The sequence below is a fragment of the Heyndrickxia sp. FSL K6-6286 genome (assembly GCF_038630395.1).
Lineage (GTDB): Bacteria > Bacillota > Bacilli > Bacillales > Bacillaceae_C > Heyndrickxia > Heyndrickxia oleronia.
Genome location: NZ_CP152029.1, coordinates 2,711,515 through 2,728,477 on the forward strand (window position 1 = coordinate 2,711,515; position 16,963 = coordinate 2,728,477).

Genomic DNA, 16,963 nt, shown 5'->3' on the forward strand with positions numbered 1-16,963 from the left:
AATTTATGTTCAAAAGTATTCAAGAGCACAAGAAACAATCTTGTTAGAAGTTTCTTGTGCTTTCTTTAATTATCTTACTTTTGTTTTTATATAATCATCATATCCCCTTTTTCGTAGTTTACAAGCGGGACATTCTCCACACCCTTCTGCAATTATTCCATTATAGCAAGTTAATGTTTTTGTACGGACAAAATCTAATGCACCAAGTTCATCCGCTAACTTCCATGTTTCTGCTTTGTTTATCCACATTAGAGGTGTATGGATAATAAACTGTTTATCCATGGCTAGATTTAAGGTCACATTTAAAGATTTGATAAATATATCCTTACAATCAGGATAACCACTGAAATCTGTTTCACAGACACCTGTTATAATGTGTTTTGCACCTACCTGACTGGCTACAACACCAGCGAAGGATAAAAATAATAAATTTCGACCCGGTACAAATGTAGATGGAAGCTCCCCCTCTTCCCCATCTGTTACATCAATGTCAACTCTTGTTAAAGCATTCGGAGCTAGTTGATTTAATAGTTGCATATCTAAAATATGGTGTACAATTCCTAACTCCTGGGTGATATTTATTGCACAATCTATTTCCGCTTTATGTCGTTGATTATAATCGAAAGTCACTGCAATTACTTCTTCAAAACGTTTCAACGCCCAAAATAGACATGTTGTACTATCTTGGCCACCACTAAACACAACAATTGCTTTCTCCTTTTTCAATTTAACTACTCCCTTTATAAAATTGATTTCGCAATAATATACTGGTTTAGTTGCCTCTTTAGATACAGCGATGTTTTGTTTACCCTTTTAGAGAAAAAAACAGTACTAATTAACGTACTGTTCATTAGTTTTTTTAAGAGGGTAGCTAGAACCTCTACCGCCTCCGCGGATTTTACTAAACTTGTATGAATTGATTAACTTAATTCTAGCATTTTTCATACTAAAGCAAAAGAGACTATAACCCTTCCATTGGTAAACTATGTTAATATAAATTTATAGTAGAGTTGAGTACTTTAGGAGGGATTCCCTTGAAAATAATTGACACGATACCTTTTTTTATGAATAATTATCACCCTTCAATTCGTTTCTTAAGAAGCTACTACAATGAATATCCTGACATTTTCCAAGAATATTTAGCCTATCATTGTAAGGATACCGATGAACGACATTCTCAATCAATAAAAAAATACCCTCAGTTTTTTTCAAGAATTAACCAAGTTCACCAAAACATAAAACCTATTATCAAAGAAATCGATGAAAAGTATTCCAATATGTATCAACTTACTTTTCCAATTGAAGTAAACTTAATAGTTGGGGGGTTTGGATCAAATGCATATACACACAGACAAATTATTCCTAACATATCCTTTGCATTAGAAAGATTATCCCCTTCACCAGATCATTTAAGAACAATTGTTGCACACGAATTTGGTCATGTTGCACATTATATCCTTTCAGACATGTCAGGAATGGAATGGTCAAAGTTAAATTGGAATAATCCACTTATATGGCTTCACCAAGAAGGAGCAGCTATTCATTTTTCCCGTAAAACCGCAAAAAACTTGGATCCTTCCATGTATTTCTCATTTAACGATGAGGGGAATAATTGGTTAACATATGCAAAAGCACATAAACATGAAATTAAAATGGCTTTTGCACATGACTATGCTATCCATTCACCCGAACAAATATTTCGAGAATGGTTTTCTATTTATGGTGGGCGTACCTTTGGTTATAACAGACTGGGGTATTTTATTTCGGATATGTTTTTTCAACATCAAATCAATCAGTTAGGAGAGAAAAATGCAATAATAGCTTGGACTCACACTGACATTGAAGGTCAAACAGAAAAGTGGCTTTTAGAAAATGTTATGTAAGCAATTCAGCTTTAAAAAATAGTAATGGGACAGCTTTATAAACTGTCCCAGAACTAGTAAAAAATGAGATTTTCCAATTAAATTGTTAAAAACCTTCAAAACTTATACCATATTCTGCACCTGCAACGGCCATTCTTCTTGATTTAGAAGCATTTCCCAAAATAAAAATTCAAAACGAGAGGTCGTTTGAAAATGATTTTCTAAAATTGTTAATTCTCTTTCGGGTTTTTCAAAGGTTAATTCATCCATGAGTTGAATTAACCACTTTGCTAGGGCTCCAAATTCATCAGATGAATAAGCCTTAATCCAATTTTTATAAGGATTTGTTTCCAATTCATTATGGTAATTACTATATAATTTCTTTCCAATCTCCCAATAGTCCCATGCACAAGGAAGAAGGCATGACACCAATTCTGCTAAAGTACCGTTATGGGCCACATTTAACATATAATTGGTATACGCTAAATTAATTGGAGTTGGTTCTGATTGTTCCAACTCTTCCTCACTTATCCCAAATGATTTAGCATATGAACGGTGAACATCCATTTCAAAATGAAGAGTTTCATGCAGTAAGACAGAAAATTGTTTCATAATCTCAATACTAGTTGCCTTTTGTGCCCCTATAGCAAAAAGCTTGGAATACTCAATTAAATAAACATAATCCTGTTTCAGATAGAAAGAAAATAATTCTTTTTCGAGTGTCCCTCGACCAATTCCTTGCACAAATGAATGGTGAAAATTTTGGTGCCAAATAGGTTCAACCTTTTTATAAAGTCTGTCTGTAAATCGTTCTGTTTGAATTCTTTCCATTTTTCCCCCTCTTTTCATATGATTATTTGAAACTATTCCGTAACATTTGTGCAGCAGATTTTGGATCATCCGCTTTCATAATCGCCGAAACTACGGAAATACCAGATACTCCTACATTTGATAACTGATGAACATTTTCTAATGATATCCCTCCAATCGCAACTGCAGGAATATGAATGGCTTGAACAATCTTTCTTAAAGTCGCAAAAGACATAGTGATCGCATCAGGTTTTGTAGTTGTCGGAAAAACAGTACCAACACCGATATAATCAGCCCCTTCCTTTTGTGCAACCAATGCTTGTTCCTCAGTTTGAACAGAAACACCGACAATCATTGAGTTGGGTATTATTTTTTTCACTTCCACTAAGGGGAGATCTTTTTGTCCAATATGTATTCCTTCTGCATTGACTGCCAATGCGATGTCCACACGATCGTTAATGATTAATGGAACATCAAATTTTGCTAGAAGTTGTTTAAGTTTTATTGCCTTTTCAAAAAAGATTTTTCCTTCTGAGTGTTTTTCTCGAAGTTGCACAGCAGTGACTCCACCTAGCACCGCTTTTTCAACAATAGGAAGCAATTCCTCTTCGGACGTTTGTTCATCTGTAACAAGATACAGTTGATAATCAATATTCATGTATTCTCACCTCAAGATTAAATGTTTCAGCATTCATCAGATCAATTTCGTCTATAAGTTTTGCTTTAAATGTTCCTAGACCTTCATTCAGTTTCAGATGTTGTTTTGCCCTTTGACCCGCTATTGACATGACAGACATTCCAACCATCGTAGCATTTAAAGGGTCTTCACTTACTGCAGCAAAACTTGCAATGATAGAACCTGACATACAGCCAGTACCTGTTATTTTTGTTAATATTTCATCACCATTTTGCAGGATGAATGTTCGTTTTCCATCTGAAATGACATCTTCCTTGCCACTTATCCCAATTGAACACTTATATTTTTCCGCTGCACGATTCGCTATTTCTATCGGAGAAACTGAAACTTCACCTGCATCTACTCCTTTCGTTTGACTACTTCCACCAATTAACGCATGAAGCTCACTTACATTCCCACGTATGATATCCATTTTGACCTGATCTAATAGAATCTGTGATTTACTTGTTCGAAAAGAAGTTGCACCTACACCAACAGGATCAAATATTACAGGTATCCCTTTACGATTTGCAGCACGGCCAGCACGAATCATAGATTCAAAAACCTGTTCATGAATGGTTCCAAAGTTTATCACTAGTGCATCTGCTAACTGGATCATCTCTTCCATCTCATTCGTTTCTGTTGCCATTACAGGTGATCCCCCAATTGCAAGTGTCACATTGGCACAATCATTGATGGTTACTGTATTCGTAATATGATGAATAAGTGGCTTCGACTCTTTTACTCTATTAAATAATTCTTTGATATTATTCACTATAACTCCCCCTTATTTTCCTCTCTTTCTACTAAACCAGCTTTCTCATAAATATCAAAAAAATGATGGGTAGGACCATGACCAGATCCAATATTAATGCTATATTGAATTGCTTTTGTAATATAGGATTTACCTGCTTTAACAGCCTCCTGCAAAGAGTATCCTTTGGCTATATACGCTGTAATTGCGGAGGATAAAGTACAGCCGGTCCCATGAACATTCTTCGTATGAATTCGTTTCCCTTTTAACCATGTGAATTGCATGCCATCGAAAAATAAATCATTGGGATCTCCTTCAAGATGTCCTCCTTTTAGGAGGACAGATTTTGCCCCAAGCTCTTTTAAATTTCTACATGCTTGATACATATCCTCAATATTTTCAATCTTAGTATTAGTTAAACATTCCGCTTCTGGAATATTAGGAGTTACAAGTGTTACCACTGGAAGCAATTTTTCCTTTAAGGATTGTATAGCATCCGTCAATAAAAGATGATGTCCTCCCTTTGAAACCATTACAGGGTCTAGAATTATCTGTTTTGGTTTATACTTGTTGAGTTCTTCAGCCACATTTTTTACAATTTCCGCTGATCCAAGCATGCCAATTTTCACAGCATCCACCGGTAAATCCTCAAATATTGCTGCAATTTGATCACGAATGATCGAAATATCCAGCATCTGAACCGATCGTACCTCAACAGTATTTTGCGCTGTAACAGCTGTAATAACAGACATTCCATACACACCTAATGCAGAGAATGCTTTCAAATCGGCTTGTACTCCTGCTCCTCCACCTGAATCAGAGCCTGCGATTGTAAGAGCTGTTTTCATAGATGATTCCCCCTATTATTTTGTTTTTGAATAATATTTTGATAAAAACAATGCCAATAATTGCACCGCCTAAGGAACTGATTATGAAAGACGGTACAAACCCGAATAAGGCAACTTTATTCCCTAAAAGCAGAGTTGCAATCGGATAGGCAGCGAGCGCACCAAGAATCCCTGTTCCAGTTACCTCTCCAATAAATGCCCATATAAGCTTTTTGGTTTTAAAAAATAGAAAGCTTGCTAAAAAAGCACCAATCATACTCCCTGGGAAAGCAAAAATAGAACCAGTTCCATTCATATTTCGAAGTAATGAAACGATGAATGACTGTGCTACGGAATAAACCGGGCCAAGCAATACAGCAGTCAAAACATTAGCCATATGTTGTACAGGAAAAATTTTCGCAAACCCTACTGGAATAAACACGATATTACTTGTTAGTGTAGTAATCGCAATAATTATTGAAGTCAATGTTAGTTTTCTAGTTTTAGACATTGAATCACCCCCCTTTCCCTTAAGAACTTTCGAAATTTGTTTAATTTCGATAAGAGCTGGCAAATCAAGAACGTTGTAATTTTGAAAACGAAGATAAATTCTTTTTTCTCCACAACAGAAAAACCACTTTCCTAAAAAGAAAGCGGTTATATCCCATAAAAAGACAACCTAAAAAATAGGTTTGGACCGCTTCCCTACGCCGGCATCACCCGGATCAGGTTTAAAGGGTATCAATCTTCTTTGATCTCTCTCAGCCAAACTCGGCTCCCCTAGCAGAATCTATATTTTATTGTTATAAGGCATAAAAAAACCGCCCTAGATATAAGGACGGACTGATTTTCACGGTTCATCGCACCGAAAAATACAGCCACTTCCTTACGCCAGCATCAACTGGATCAAGTTCAAAGGGTCCAGAACCTCTGTCTCAGTCTTCTTAAAAGACTCCCCTAGTGATCAATTTCATTTAATTAAACCCATCTTAGCATATTCTGGATAAAAATCAATCATTTTCATTAGAAAGTTAAAATAATAGACTATACATCCATGACTAATGTATCAATCTTTTTACGTATTTTCATTTTCTCTGTTTTACTCTTCATTCAAACCTTCTATCTCATTCATTGTCATGAATATTAGCTTTTTCAACAGTAATGAAATAATTTTTTCCTTCCATAATTTTTTAATTCTATTATAGAGTGCACAGCAGTCCTTCTGTATCCTCAATCACTTTGTTTACATTTAGAACGAATGCCTTACCCCATTAGAGGTATGTGTAAATGAGTATAAAAAATGCCTCTTATTCTTTTTTTAGTTGTAACCAAACTCCTTTCCACCCCTATTGATAATAAATTTAGCTTAAATTACATCTAAAAATATTTTTATATGATTTAAAAATAACTGAATAATGTTAATATTATTCTAAAATGATGAAGTTCATATCTAGTTAATCAAAAATTTAGGGAAGTGATTCGATTGAACCAAATAATATTACAAAAATTAGGAACTGCCGATCCTATCTTACAACAACTAATGAAACTTATTGGTCCGCTCAATATAAAAATAAGTGATGATCCCTATCAAGCATTATTACGATCAATAGTCGGACAGCAATTATCTTCAAAGGTTGCTTCCGTTTTAAATGAGCGGCTAAAAAAATTGACGAATTCCAATCTCTCACCGGAGACTATTTTAGCATTATCAGATGAGCAGTTAAGAGAGATAGGTATATCCTACCGAAAGATTTCGTATATACGAGATTTATCCGAAAAAATTACTAAAAAGGAGCTACTATTTGAGCAATTTTCATACATGGGGAATGAAACGGTAATACAACAATTAACACAAGTCAAAGGAATTGGTCGTTGGACAGCGGAAATGTTTCTCATCTTCTCACTAGGTAGACTCGATGTATTATCCCTACTAGATATTGGTCTCCAACGTGGTGTCAAATGGCTTTATTCAGTTTCAAAAGAATCAGATGGTAAAAAACTTTTAGAAGAAAAAGGAAAAGCATGGGCACCTTATCAATCGATTGCCTCGCTATACTTATGGGAGGTGGTTAACCAAGAATATGTCGTTTCCTATCCTTCATTTGAGGAATACTTGAGATCTAATTAAATCTACGATTTATTTATAATTATTTTCAATGGATCTCACTTTTTACTGATTATAAAAAAGGGTTGTCTGATGAAAAGATATTGCTACCAGACAACCCTATTTCTATTTTCAGTTTAACATTTTAGAACAAAATATCAGTTATCAAAATAATAACAAAGTAAAGAACCATTGCTGCTAAACCAATAGGAAAAGCAAATCGTGCATATTCTCCACTTGTAATTTTCAGTTTACCAGCAGCTATAATATTGGGTATATTTCCAGGAATAAGCATTCCCCCACTAATGAGGAGACCCATTAAGATATCTTTGATCGTAGTATCATTCATAGCAGGACTTATTTCCGCTGCAGCCAATGTCGCATTATCTAAAACAGCAGAGAGCATATTAATCCAATACATAATTAAAGGACTTAAATCAAGTAAGTACGCTTCAATAAATGGTTCAAAACCAGCACCAAGAAATGTTAAAGCCATTACAAATAAATAAATCTTTAAACTGCGAATAATAATCTCCGCATAGGACTCAGTCTGTGTGCCTGTATCTGCTTTTACACTACCCGTTTCATTCTCTTTAGATCCTGCTAATTCACTTGCGGCAGCTATTTCAGATTTCCAGGCAGGTTCATTTAATCTACCACCCGGTTTCACTGCAAAAGCGGCGATAATTCCAAAAACAATCACTGCTGGAATAACAGAAGTTCCAACTAATTTAAGGAGATAAAAGAAATCTTCATCCAATTTACTTACAACAATTGTAGAAAGTGGTTCACCAATTGGAGTTAACACTGCCCCCAGACCGATTGCAAAACATGCTAACACAACGAGACGAATCTCGGATTTTCGGTCCAATCGTAATACACTAATGACCGCAACTAGGATGATAGCTGCTACAATTGCTGTAATAATACTTGATACAATTCCAAGAACGATGACAAAAAGTGCAATAAATAAGCGATATGGCATTACTGAGCTAATCCACAGGATTCCTTTCTCAATCGGTCGTTGGAACCAGCGAAAAACTAATCCGGCTATGAGTACTGCAAGAGTAATGTTAATCGGATGGATGATTGCTTCTTTAACAAGTGACCATGAGTAAACTTGGCTTACAATGACAGCTAATATTCCCATTATAAATAAAAATATTTCTAAATTTCGTTCAACAAATTTAGTAAAGGGTAATATTAAAACAAGTAACAATATAATGGATAATCCAATAATCATTGATACATCTCCTCCTTGTATTTTATAATTGATAATTTTGATGATTCTGCAATTTTAAAAAGGCAATTAGGTACCTAATTATTTAATCATCTTCAATGAAAACTCAAAAAAGCCTGTCACAAAAGGGACATACTTATCCCTTGGTGACAGGCTCCTCCAAAAAAATTTATCTATTAAATTATCAATTATAAATCAAAAATTTGTAATCTATAAATTAGTATATCATAATTACAAGCTATTTGACTAGATAACTTCTAAAAAAATTTATTGACTCAATGGTAAAAAGTAATAATGAACAAAGGTTTATGTAATAAACCAATCTATAAAAACTTAAATTTTGATATGAATTTTCTAAAAATAGCCATCCTTTTATTTTACCTTATATTAAAGAATAAAGCTAATAAACAAATGAAACTATCCTTCCTTTTCTGTGTTTATCTTGAATAATTGGTGACAATTCTCTCTCTTTATTCATGAACTTTATGTGAAGTCACAATCATTCTACAGATAAATTTAATAAAACATATTAAGATGATTTCAAATTAGCTTTCAGAATTTTATCTTTAATTGAAAGGAGTTTTTTTATGAAAATGAAATGGTTAATCTATTTAGCGATGTTTGCTATATTGACTGTACTTTCAGGCTGTGAACCTTTAATGGTACTAGATCCTAAAGGACCTCAAGCTAAAACACAAGCTAATGACATTATGATTTCTATATTCATTATGTCATTTATTGTCATTGTAGTTTTTGGTCTTCTGCTTTATATGCTAATTAAATTCCGAGCTTCTAAGCAAAGCAAGGATTATGAGCCACCACATATTGAGGGAAACCCGATTGTAGAAGCAATCTGTGTTGGAGTACCAGTCATCATTGTTATTGTTCTTTCAATCATGTCGGTTAAATCCAATTATAAAGTAGAGGCGACTCCAAAAGGCTATGGAGATCAAGAGCCATTAATCATATACGCGGCAACCTCCAATTGGAAATGGCATTTTAGTTACCCAGAGGAGGATATCGAAACGGTAAACTACCTTTATATTCCAACGAATCGTCCGATTGAATTTCGATTATATTCATATGGGCCAATTACTAGCTTTTGGATTCCTCAACTTGGTGGTCAGAAATATGCAATGTCCGATATGGTCAATACTTTACATTTAGCTGCCGATGTTCCTGGTGAGTACATGGGACGTAATGCCAACTTCAGTGGGAAAGGCTTTGCTGAAAACACATTCAATGTCAAAGCCATGTCGAAAGAAAAATATGATGAGTGGGTAGAAGAAGTGAAGAAAACAGCCAAACCTTTAACTGAAGAAAAATTTGATGAGCTGTTAGAACCAGGTCATGTGGGTCAATCCACGTTCACCGGTACTCATTTAGATTATGCACCTGCTCCAGAAGGGGAAAATGCTGGTCATCATCATGGCTCTAACACGAAAAATCATCCTGATGAGACTGAGGAAGAAAATCATGATAACCATTAAACAAATAATTCATGATTGACGCCCCCCTTACCTATAAAGCTGTTTAAACTTAAATTTCTTTACTTCTAGAATTTGATCTTGAAAGGAGTTAAAAAGGATGGACTTTTTTGATAGATTTGCCATACCACATCCTAGTTTAGCAATCTATGTTTCTATGGTAGCAATTGGTCTTACAGTTATAGCAATTCTCGTAGGATTGACCTATTTTAAAAAATGGGGTTATTTATGGCGTGAGTGGCTAACGACAGTGGATCATAAACGAATTGGAATAATGTATTTAATTTCTGCTTTACTCATGTTATTCCGTGGTGGAGTAGATGCGATCATGATGCGTGCGCAACTTGCCGTACCTGATAACAAATTATTAGACGCCCAGCATTACAACGAAATTTTTACTACGCACGGAATTGTAATGATTATCTTTATGGCAATGCCCTTCATTATGGCTTTAATGAACTTTGTCGTCCCATTACAAATTGGTGCTCGCGATGTTGCATTTCCACGTTTAAATGCTTTAAGTTTCTGGTTATTCTTTATGGGGGCAATGTTATTCAATATATCATTTGTTGTCGGGGGTTCTCCTGATGCGGGTTGGACTTCTTATTTCCCACTAGCGGGAACTGAATTTAGTGAATCTGTTGGCTCAAACTACTATATGATCGCTATACAAATTGCTGGACTCGGAACATTAATGACAGGAATTAACTTTATTACAACAATCTTAAAAATGAGAGCACCAGGAATGACATTAATGAAGATGCCGATGTTTACTTGGTCTATCTTAATAACGAATGCAATTATTGTTTTTGCCTTTCCTGTTTTAACAGTATTACTTTTAATGGGAACGATGGATCGATTATTTGCAACAAACTTCTTTACAACGACAAACGGTGGTATGGATATGCTATGGGCTAACCTATTTTGGGTATGGGGACATCCTGAAGTATATATCTTAATTTTACCGGCATTTGGAATCTATAGTGAAATTATTTCAACGTTTGCGCGCCGAAACTTATATGGTTATAAATCGATGGTTGCTTCCATGGTAATTATCTCCCTTCTCTCATTTTTAGTATGGGCACATCATTTCTTTACAATGGGTCAAGGGGCACTAGCAAATAGCATTTTCTCAATTACAACGATGGCGATAGCTGTTCCAACAGGTATTAAAATCTTCAACTGGTTGTTTACACTTTGGAAAGGGAAAATCACGGTGACTACACCTATGCTGTATTCACTTCTATTCTTACCGATTTTTACTATCGGTGGTGTAACAGGGGTTATGCTAGGAATGTCAGCTGCAGATTATCAATACCATAATACAATGTTCTTGGTTGCACATTTCCATATGGTTATCATTCCTGGTGTGGTATTCGCGATGCTTGCAGGACTTACTTATTACTGGCCAAAAATGTTTGGCTTTATGCTCAACGAAAGAATTGGAAAATGGGCAGCATCAATCATCGGAATTAGTACTCTAGTAGCGTTTATGCCAATGTTCTTTAGCGGATTAGACGGGCAAGCGCGACGCATGTACACTTATTCAGCATCCACTGGATTTGGCCCTTTAAATATGATCTCATTTATCGGAGCATTAGGACTTGCCGCTGGTTTCATTTTAATTGTTTATAATATCTACTACAGTACTCGTTACGCAACAAGAGATATCGGCTCAGACCCATGGAATGCACGTTCTCTTGAATGGGCTACACATACTCCTGTACCAGAATACAATTTTGCCATTTTGCCGCAAGTTCAATCAAATGAAGCATTTTGGGATTCAAAGAAAAATAAGTACTCCTTATTTAATGGAAAATATAAAAAAATTCACATGCCAAATAAAAGTGGTTTACCATTTATCATGGCTAGCATCTTTTTTGTCTGGGGTTTTACATTTGTATTTAGTATCTGGATTCCATTAATTTTAACAACAATAGGTATTTTTGCTTGTATGGCTTACCGCTCATTTGAGAAAGACCATGGTCACTATATTGATGTTGCAGAAATTATTGAAACAGAAAATAAATTGGGAGGTATAAAAAAATGAAAATAGATCACTCACTCCCTCTTGAATATCGCACAGAAGAAAATCGCTTAAAAATTATTGGCTTTTGGATATTCTTAGGCGCTGAGGTGATGCTATTTGCAACACTTTTCGCCTCATACTTTACATTATATAATCGAACCGGAAATGGTCCTAGTGGTGCAGAGATATTCGATATTACACCTGTACTAATTGAAACAATTTTACTTTTAACAAGTAGTTTTGTAATAGGATTAGGAATCCACGCAATGCGGATCAATAATAAGAAAGCGATGATCATCTTCTTTACGATCACACTTCTCCTTGGATTGGGATTCTTAGGTTTTGAAATTTATGAATTTATACATTACGTACACATTGGAGCAGGATTACAAACAAGTGCATTTACTGCAATACTTTTAACCACACTTGGCACACATGGAGCGCATGTTACATTTGGATTATTCTGGGGACTATTTATCATTATACAGGTAAAAAAGAATGGAATAAATTCAGAAACAGCGAATAAGTCATTTATCTTCTCCCTTTACTGGCATTTCCTAGATGTCGTTTGGATCTTTATATTCAGCTTCATCTATTTGAAAGGAATGATGTGAACATGAAGGAATTATTTCCAATGAAACAAGTCATGGGGTTTGTCTTTTCTTTACTATTAACTACTGTTGCACTTGCAGTTTACTTTCTTGATTTGTCATTCTCTGTCGGCATGACAATCCTTCTCCTAACAGCCTTTATACAAGCAGCCGTACAATTGGTCGTCTTTATGCATGCAGGTGAAACAGAAGATAAAAAGCCAATTTATATAAATATTTATTATGGAGTGTTTATTGCACTAGTTACTATCTTCGGGACATTATTGTGTATGGTATGGGGTTATATTTAATAAGAAACATTCCTAATAACATTAACGTATCCTATTTTGAAATACAAAATTTACATTTGTATTAATAAAAGGTTTGCAGTTCAATGTTAAGTAGTTCCGATAACTAGAGAAAATCTAAAAACGCAGCCAAAATAATATACGAATTCTTCATATAAAGAACAAGTAAATTTACAATTCAAATAGCTAAAAAAAGCTTGGGAAACATCCCAAGCTTTTTTTCATTTATATACTGTTCTGTTCAACTAAAGAACTCGTTTGTTTAAGTACATAATTTCACAGACCTTTTTCGGAAATTGGCTTAGTTACTATTTATTGTTGTTTTCTTTTTATAAACATTAGAGGTACACTAAAAGATGTTTATATCTGCCTATATAGTTGAAAATGTGAATTTTATATTATTCTGTTAATTTGTAACTCCAATTAATTAAATTGTAGATTTCTTCTTTAGGAAAAGGACTAACCAAAACAATTGTAATCCAATGCTTCTTATTCATATGGTATGCGGGCAAAGTACCTTGTTCATTCTTTAATAAACTTACTATTCCTGGTTCGCACTTCAAGTCTATTATATCGACACTTTCTTCACCAGATAAACCTAATTTAATTTTTGGAACATTCATAATTAGTCCATACCACTTGCCGCTCCCATTATGTCTTAATACAGCATTATCTGGATACTTAAACCAGGGGTAGTCAGGATCTGTATCAAATTTTTCCTTTACATAAGCAAAAATTTCTCTTCTATTTATCATAAAACTACCTCCCGAAATACCTGTTTATGAATATTTGGCCATCTTAACATTGTTTAATTAAGTAATAATTATATCAAAAAGCATGGGAGAACTGAATCTTTAGAATCCCTAACTCTTTTTTACTAAATAATTTCATCTTCCTTTCCCCTTTGTAAAAAACAAAAGGGTTCAAATCATATGTGATTTGAACCTCAAACAGTTATGTCAAAAGTAAATATACCCCTTTATAAAAATTTACTAATTAGTCATTTTCTCTCGATGGTCAATCTTTCCTAATAGTTCCTCAGTGATTACAAAGAAGACACCCATTAAGAAGATAAATACAGCCCCCATTACTGTACCTATTCCAATCGCAGTTAAAACACCGGAACCGCTTCCAAAAAAACCAAAACTAAATACAATACTTCCTACAACGAGTAGAAAACTACCGATGTATTTAACAGCATTAAGTAGCTTTGCTTTAGCTCCCATACGATCATCCCCCTTGTATTATATTATTCATTCTCTTCACATAATTGTCAATTATTTTTCAAGTTTTTTTCATTTTCTCATCCCAAAACCACTTGACATTTTCGATCACCTCAAAATATTAGACGGTTTTTGAAGTATTCTTAGTGCTGTTACTAAATACATTTAGAAGTCTGCTTATGTTTTGCATGTTACTTAATATTATGTTAAGCTATAATTAAGTAACATTACTTTATAGTATTTTTCACTTCTATTCTCCTTTAATAACAAGATATTTCACCACGTATAGCTACAAATATTTAAATGTTGGGAGGCAACTAAATTGGGCATTTGGTTGGCAATTATTCTGTTAACGTATGTCTTAATATTAGTTATGTCCTATGTAACCATTACCTATTTAAATGAAAATAAAGAACAAAGCTGCAAGATCATCAATCAAGCCTTTTATAATGCATTTAATGTGCTCTGTTTTAGCATCCTCACCGTACTAATCTTCGTAGAACTACCGCATATCACTGTAGATACACAAACAACAAGTTATTTAATACTTGCTAGTAAATTCCTTTCAATCCTTACACTCGGATGTAGTATTTATGTGATTAGTAGAAAAATACGGGATAAAAAAAGCTGAAAGCGAGTGTTTTGTAATGGAGTATGTTGAAGCATTAAAGGATATAAAGCAAATTAATGCAATTAAGAGGTATTTAAAAAAACACTCAGAGAGAGATTACGTTCTCTTTACTTTGGGGATTAATACCGGGTTGAAAATAACCGAAATCTTAAAAATTAGGGTTGAAGATGTTTTAGACGAGGATGGGGTGAAAAACTTCTATCTCCTGCCACATCATGATAAAACGAAGGAAATTTATCTTAATCATAAAGTAAAACAAGCGATTATCCATTATATTCAGAATCAAGAGCTTACAAAAGAAGACTTTTTATTTAAATCTCCTAGAACTTCACAACCCATCACTCGACAACAAGCCTATCGAATCATTCATCAGGCGGCAGAAGCGATAGGTATTGTTGGAAAGATTGGAACAAATTCAATGAGAAAAACTTTTGGATACCATGCTTATAAACGTGGAATAGCTATCTCAATTTTAAAGGAACATTTTAATCATTCGACACCTTCTGAGACACTTAAATATATTGGGATTTCTAAAACCGAAAAAATCAGAACAGAAATTGACGTAAACCTATAAAAAAATTTATATATATAGGAAGTTTTTAACTAAAGGAGGAATAGAAAATGAATATTCGTGAAATTGAATTACCTGGAATTGGTAAGAAGTTTGAAATTGTTACTAAAAGCCTTGAAAAGATCGTCGTTATTATTCATGATGACGGTCGCAGAGATGTCTATTATTTTGACCCAGATGATTTTGATGAATCAGTAGCTAATATTTCATTAGATGACACAGAGTCTAGGCAAATTGCTGCAATAATTGGAGGAATGACTTATGCTCCAAAAGCGTTAGAAACAATTGAAATGACATTTGATGATTTAGTGATTGAATGGTTTAAAGTTGATCCTACAGCAATCGCTAACCAACAAACAATTGGACAACTAAGTATTCGCCAAAGATATGAAGTAAATATTATTGCCATCATCAAAATTAATCATCAAAAAATTCATACACCTGGACCTGAAGCCCTTTTAGAAGCAGGAGATACAGTCATTGTCTCAGGCCAACGTAATCAGGTGAAAAAATTCGTAAAAGATATTCTTTCAAAGAAAGGTGGATGATTAAATGACAAATCACTTAGTTTTCGAAGTCGGTACAGCACTTCTATTAGTATCAATTGGGGCATTGTTGGCGGGGAGATTGAAATTTTCCATTATCCCCTTTCTTATTCTTTTAGGTATGTTTGTTGGTCCACATGCTCCTAAAATCGGGATATTTGATTTTACATTTATTCAGAGCTCCGAAATAATTGAATTTTTTGGACGCATCGGTGTATTATTTCTATTATTCTATTTAGGACTAGAATTCTCCGTAGGAAAATTAATCCGCTCTGGTCGCTCAATTGTTATAGGTGGAACCATTTATGTTGTTCTTAATTTCACTTTAGGATTAGTGTATGGTTTTGTTGTTGGATTTCCTGTGATGGAAACTCTGATTATTGCTGGTCTCGTAAGTGTCTCCTCTTCCGCAATTGTTGCAAAAGTACTCGTTGATTTAAAAAGAACTGCTAATTCTGAAACTGAATTAATCTTAGGAATTATTCTGTTTGATGATATTTTCCTAGCATTATTTTTATCTGTAATGTCTGGCCTGCTATTAAGTGGATCTACGACTATTATTGGTACCCTCATTTCAGTCTGCATATCACTTGGTTATATGCTACTATTTTTCGTGATTGCTAGAAAAGGTACCCCCCTCCTTAATAAACTACTAAATATTAAATCTAATGAAATTTTTATCCTTGTTGTCTTTGCCTCCCTATTTTTTATTGCAGGGATTTCTGAGAAATTACATGTTGCTGAAGCCATTGGGGCTTTACTGCTTGGTCTCGTTTTTTCTGAAACAGAGCACCGTGAACGTATCGAGCATATGGTTATGCCTTTTAGAGATTTTTTCGGCGCATTATTTTTCTTTAGTTTCGGTCTAAGTATTGATCCATTTAGTTTAGGTGGAGCAGTATGGCTAGCCTTAGGAGCAGTCATTCTGACTATCCTTAGCAATTTGATTGCTGGCTTAATTTCTGGACGAAAAGCAGGTCTTTCCTATAAAGCTGCTTCAAATATTGGATTGACCATCGTTTCAAGAGGAGAATTTTCCATTATTGTGGCAAATTTAGGGCTTGCAGGTGGCCTAATGCCTATTCTAAAACCATTTACCGCTGTCTATGTATTAATATTAGCGATTATCGGACCACTTTTAACAAAGGAATCCAAGAATATTTACAAAATGCTTAATAAAATATTTAAATGGGATCAATCGAAAACACAGAAAAAATCAGATCGTTCCATTACTAAAAAAAATAATGAAAAGGGAATTGAAACTGATCTATAAACTACCAACATATTTAGTTTATTAGATAAAAAG

The 16,963-nt window shown here is 34.3% G+C and carries 19 protein-coding genes and 2 riboswitches; of the genes, 10 read left to right on the forward strand and 9 right to left on the reverse strand.

Annotated features, from left to right (window positions below; translation table 11 throughout):
* Positions 1-69: 69 nt before the first annotated feature.
* Positions 70-726, reverse strand: a complete 657-nt coding sequence (queC, locus tag MHI39_RS13680; protein WP_071975835.1) for a 7-cyano-7-deazaguanine synthase QueC — start codon at positions 724-726, stop codon at positions 70-72.
* 308 nt (positions 727-1,034) lie between these two features.
* Between queC and MHI39_RS13685 the strand changes: the two genes are divergently transcribed.
* Positions 1,035-1,883, forward strand: a complete 849-nt coding sequence (locus MHI39_RS13685; RefSeq protein WP_342539381.1) for a hypothetical protein — start codon at positions 1,035-1,037, stop codon at positions 1,881-1,883.
* A gap of 102 nt (positions 1,884-1,985) precedes the next feature.
* Here the strand turns inward: MHI39_RS13685 and tenA are convergent, their stop codons facing one another.
* Genes tenA through thiW form a run of 5 tightly spaced genes read right to left on the reverse strand, consistent with a single transcriptional unit; the run spans position 1,986 to position 5,440 of the window.
* The gene (gene tenA / locus MHI39_RS13690; RefSeq protein WP_180211854.1) at positions 1,986-2,693 is read right to left on the reverse strand and encodes a thiaminase II; all 708 of its coding nucleotides are present in this window, start codon (positions 2,691-2,693) and stop codon (positions 1,986-1,988) included.
* Positions 2,694-2,715: 22 nt separating this feature from the next.
* On the reverse strand, positions 2,716-3,330 hold the full coding sequence (gene thiE, locus MHI39_RS13695; RefSeq protein WP_058005353.1) for a thiamine phosphate synthase: 615 nt from the start codon (positions 3,328-3,330) through the stop codon (positions 2,716-2,718).
* A complete protein-coding gene (thiM, locus tag MHI39_RS13700) occupies positions 3,320-4,123 on the reverse strand; it encodes a hydroxyethylthiazole kinase (RefSeq protein WP_242598089.1) in 804 nt (267 codons plus the stop codon). Before thiM ends, thiE begins: the two co-directional genes overlap by 11 nt.
* On the reverse strand, positions 4,123-4,950 hold the full coding sequence (thiD, locus tag MHI39_RS13705; protein WP_058005355.1) for a bifunctional hydroxymethylpyrimidine kinase/phosphomethylpyrimidine kinase: 828 nt from the start codon (positions 4,948-4,950) through the stop codon (positions 4,123-4,125). Before thiD ends, thiM begins: the two co-directional genes overlap by 1 nt.
* Positions 4,919-5,440, reverse strand: coding sequence for an energy coupling factor transporter S component ThiW (gene thiW, locus MHI39_RS13710; RefSeq protein WP_078110987.1), 522 nt, complete (start codon positions 5,438-5,440; stop codon positions 4,919-4,921). The genes thiD and thiW overlap by 32 nt, the downstream gene beginning before the upstream one ends.
* A 174-nt stretch (positions 5,441-5,614) precedes the next feature.
* Positions 5,615-5,721: riboswitch (TPP riboswitch) on the reverse strand.
* A gap of 74 nt (positions 5,722-5,795) precedes the next feature.
* Positions 5,796-5,898: riboswitch (TPP riboswitch) on the reverse strand.
* Positions 5,899-6,412: 514 nt separating this feature from the next.
* Here thiW and MHI39_RS13715 point away from each other — a divergent pair.
* Positions 6,413-7,057, forward strand: a complete 645-nt coding sequence (locus MHI39_RS13715; protein WP_180211853.1) for a DNA-3-methyladenine glycosylase — start codon at positions 6,413-6,415, stop codon at positions 7,055-7,057.
* Between the two features lie 121 nt (positions 7,058-7,178).
* Here the strand turns inward: MHI39_RS13715 and MHI39_RS13720 are convergent, their stop codons facing one another.
* Positions 7,179-8,276: a DUF1646 family protein gene (locus MHI39_RS13720; RefSeq protein WP_058005358.1), complete on the reverse strand. Its 1,098-nt coding sequence runs from the start codon at positions 8,274-8,276 to the stop codon at positions 7,179-7,181.
* Between the two features lie 584 nt (positions 8,277-8,860).
* Here MHI39_RS13720 and qoxA point away from each other — a divergent pair.
* The 4 genes from qoxA (at position 8,861) to qoxD (ending at position 12,690) form a co-directional block, all read left to right on the forward strand.
* Complete coding sequence (qoxA, locus tag MHI39_RS13725; protein WP_342539386.1) at positions 8,861-9,763, forward strand: cytochrome aa3 quinol oxidase subunit II; 903 nt, start codon at positions 8,861-8,863, stop codon at positions 9,761-9,763.
* A 97-nt stretch (positions 9,764-9,860) separates the two neighbouring features.
* A complete protein-coding gene (qoxB, locus tag MHI39_RS13730) occupies positions 9,861-11,810 on the forward strand; it encodes a cytochrome aa3 quinol oxidase subunit I (protein ID WP_342539388.1) in 1,950 nt (649 codons plus the stop codon).
* The gene (qoxC, locus tag MHI39_RS13735; protein WP_278891436.1) at positions 11,807-12,403 is read left to right on the forward strand and encodes a cytochrome aa3 quinol oxidase subunit III; all 597 of its coding nucleotides are present in this window, start codon (positions 11,807-11,809) and stop codon (positions 12,401-12,403) included. The genes qoxB and qoxC overlap by 4 nt, the downstream gene beginning before the upstream one ends.
* Positions 12,404-12,405: 2 nt before the next feature.
* Positions 12,406-12,690 carry a cytochrome aa3 quinol oxidase subunit IV gene (gene qoxD / locus MHI39_RS13740; protein ID WP_058005362.1) on the forward strand — a complete coding sequence of 95 codons (285 nt, stop codon included), beginning with the start codon at positions 12,406-12,408 and terminating at the stop codon, positions 12,688-12,690.
* A 395-nt stretch (positions 12,691-13,085) separates the two neighbouring features.
* On the opposite strand, the gene MHI39_RS13745 is transcribed toward qoxD, so the two are convergent.
* Both MHI39_RS13745 and MHI39_RS13750 read right to left on the reverse strand, forming a co-directional pair.
* The gene (locus MHI39_RS13745) at positions 13,086-13,442 is read right to left on the reverse strand and encodes an MmcQ/YjbR family DNA-binding protein (RefSeq protein ID WP_058005363.1); all 357 of its coding nucleotides are present in this window, start codon (positions 13,440-13,442) and stop codon (positions 13,086-13,088) included.
* Positions 13,443-13,679: 237 nt separating this feature from the next.
* Positions 13,680-13,913, reverse strand: coding sequence for a hypothetical protein (locus tag MHI39_RS13750; RefSeq protein WP_058005364.1), 234 nt, complete (start codon positions 13,911-13,913; stop codon positions 13,680-13,682).
* Positions 13,914-14,232: 319 nt separating this feature from the next.
* Between MHI39_RS13750 and MHI39_RS13755 the strand changes: the two genes are divergently transcribed.
* The 4 genes from MHI39_RS13755 to MHI39_RS13770 are packed head-to-tail and all read left to right on the forward strand — an operon-like array spanning position 14,233 to position 16,930.
* Complete coding sequence (locus tag MHI39_RS13755) at positions 14,233-14,541, forward strand: hypothetical protein (RefSeq protein WP_058005365.1); 309 nt, start codon at positions 14,233-14,235, stop codon at positions 14,539-14,541.
* A gap of 16 nt (positions 14,542-14,557) precedes the next feature.
* The gene (locus tag MHI39_RS13760; protein ID WP_058005366.1) at positions 14,558-15,115 is read left to right on the forward strand and encodes a tyrosine-type recombinase/integrase; all 558 of its coding nucleotides are present in this window, start codon (positions 14,558-14,560) and stop codon (positions 15,113-15,115) included.
* Between the two features lie 47 nt (positions 15,116-15,162).
* On the forward strand, positions 15,163-15,660 hold the full coding sequence (locus MHI39_RS13765; protein ID WP_058005367.1) for a cation:proton antiporter regulatory subunit: 498 nt from the start codon (positions 15,163-15,165) through the stop codon (positions 15,658-15,660).
* A gap of 4 nt (positions 15,661-15,664) precedes the next feature.
* Positions 15,665-16,930, forward strand: coding sequence for a cation:proton antiporter (locus tag MHI39_RS13770; protein WP_342539391.1), 1,266 nt, complete (start codon positions 15,665-15,667; stop codon positions 16,928-16,930).
* Positions 16,931-16,963 lie beyond the last annotated feature (33 nt).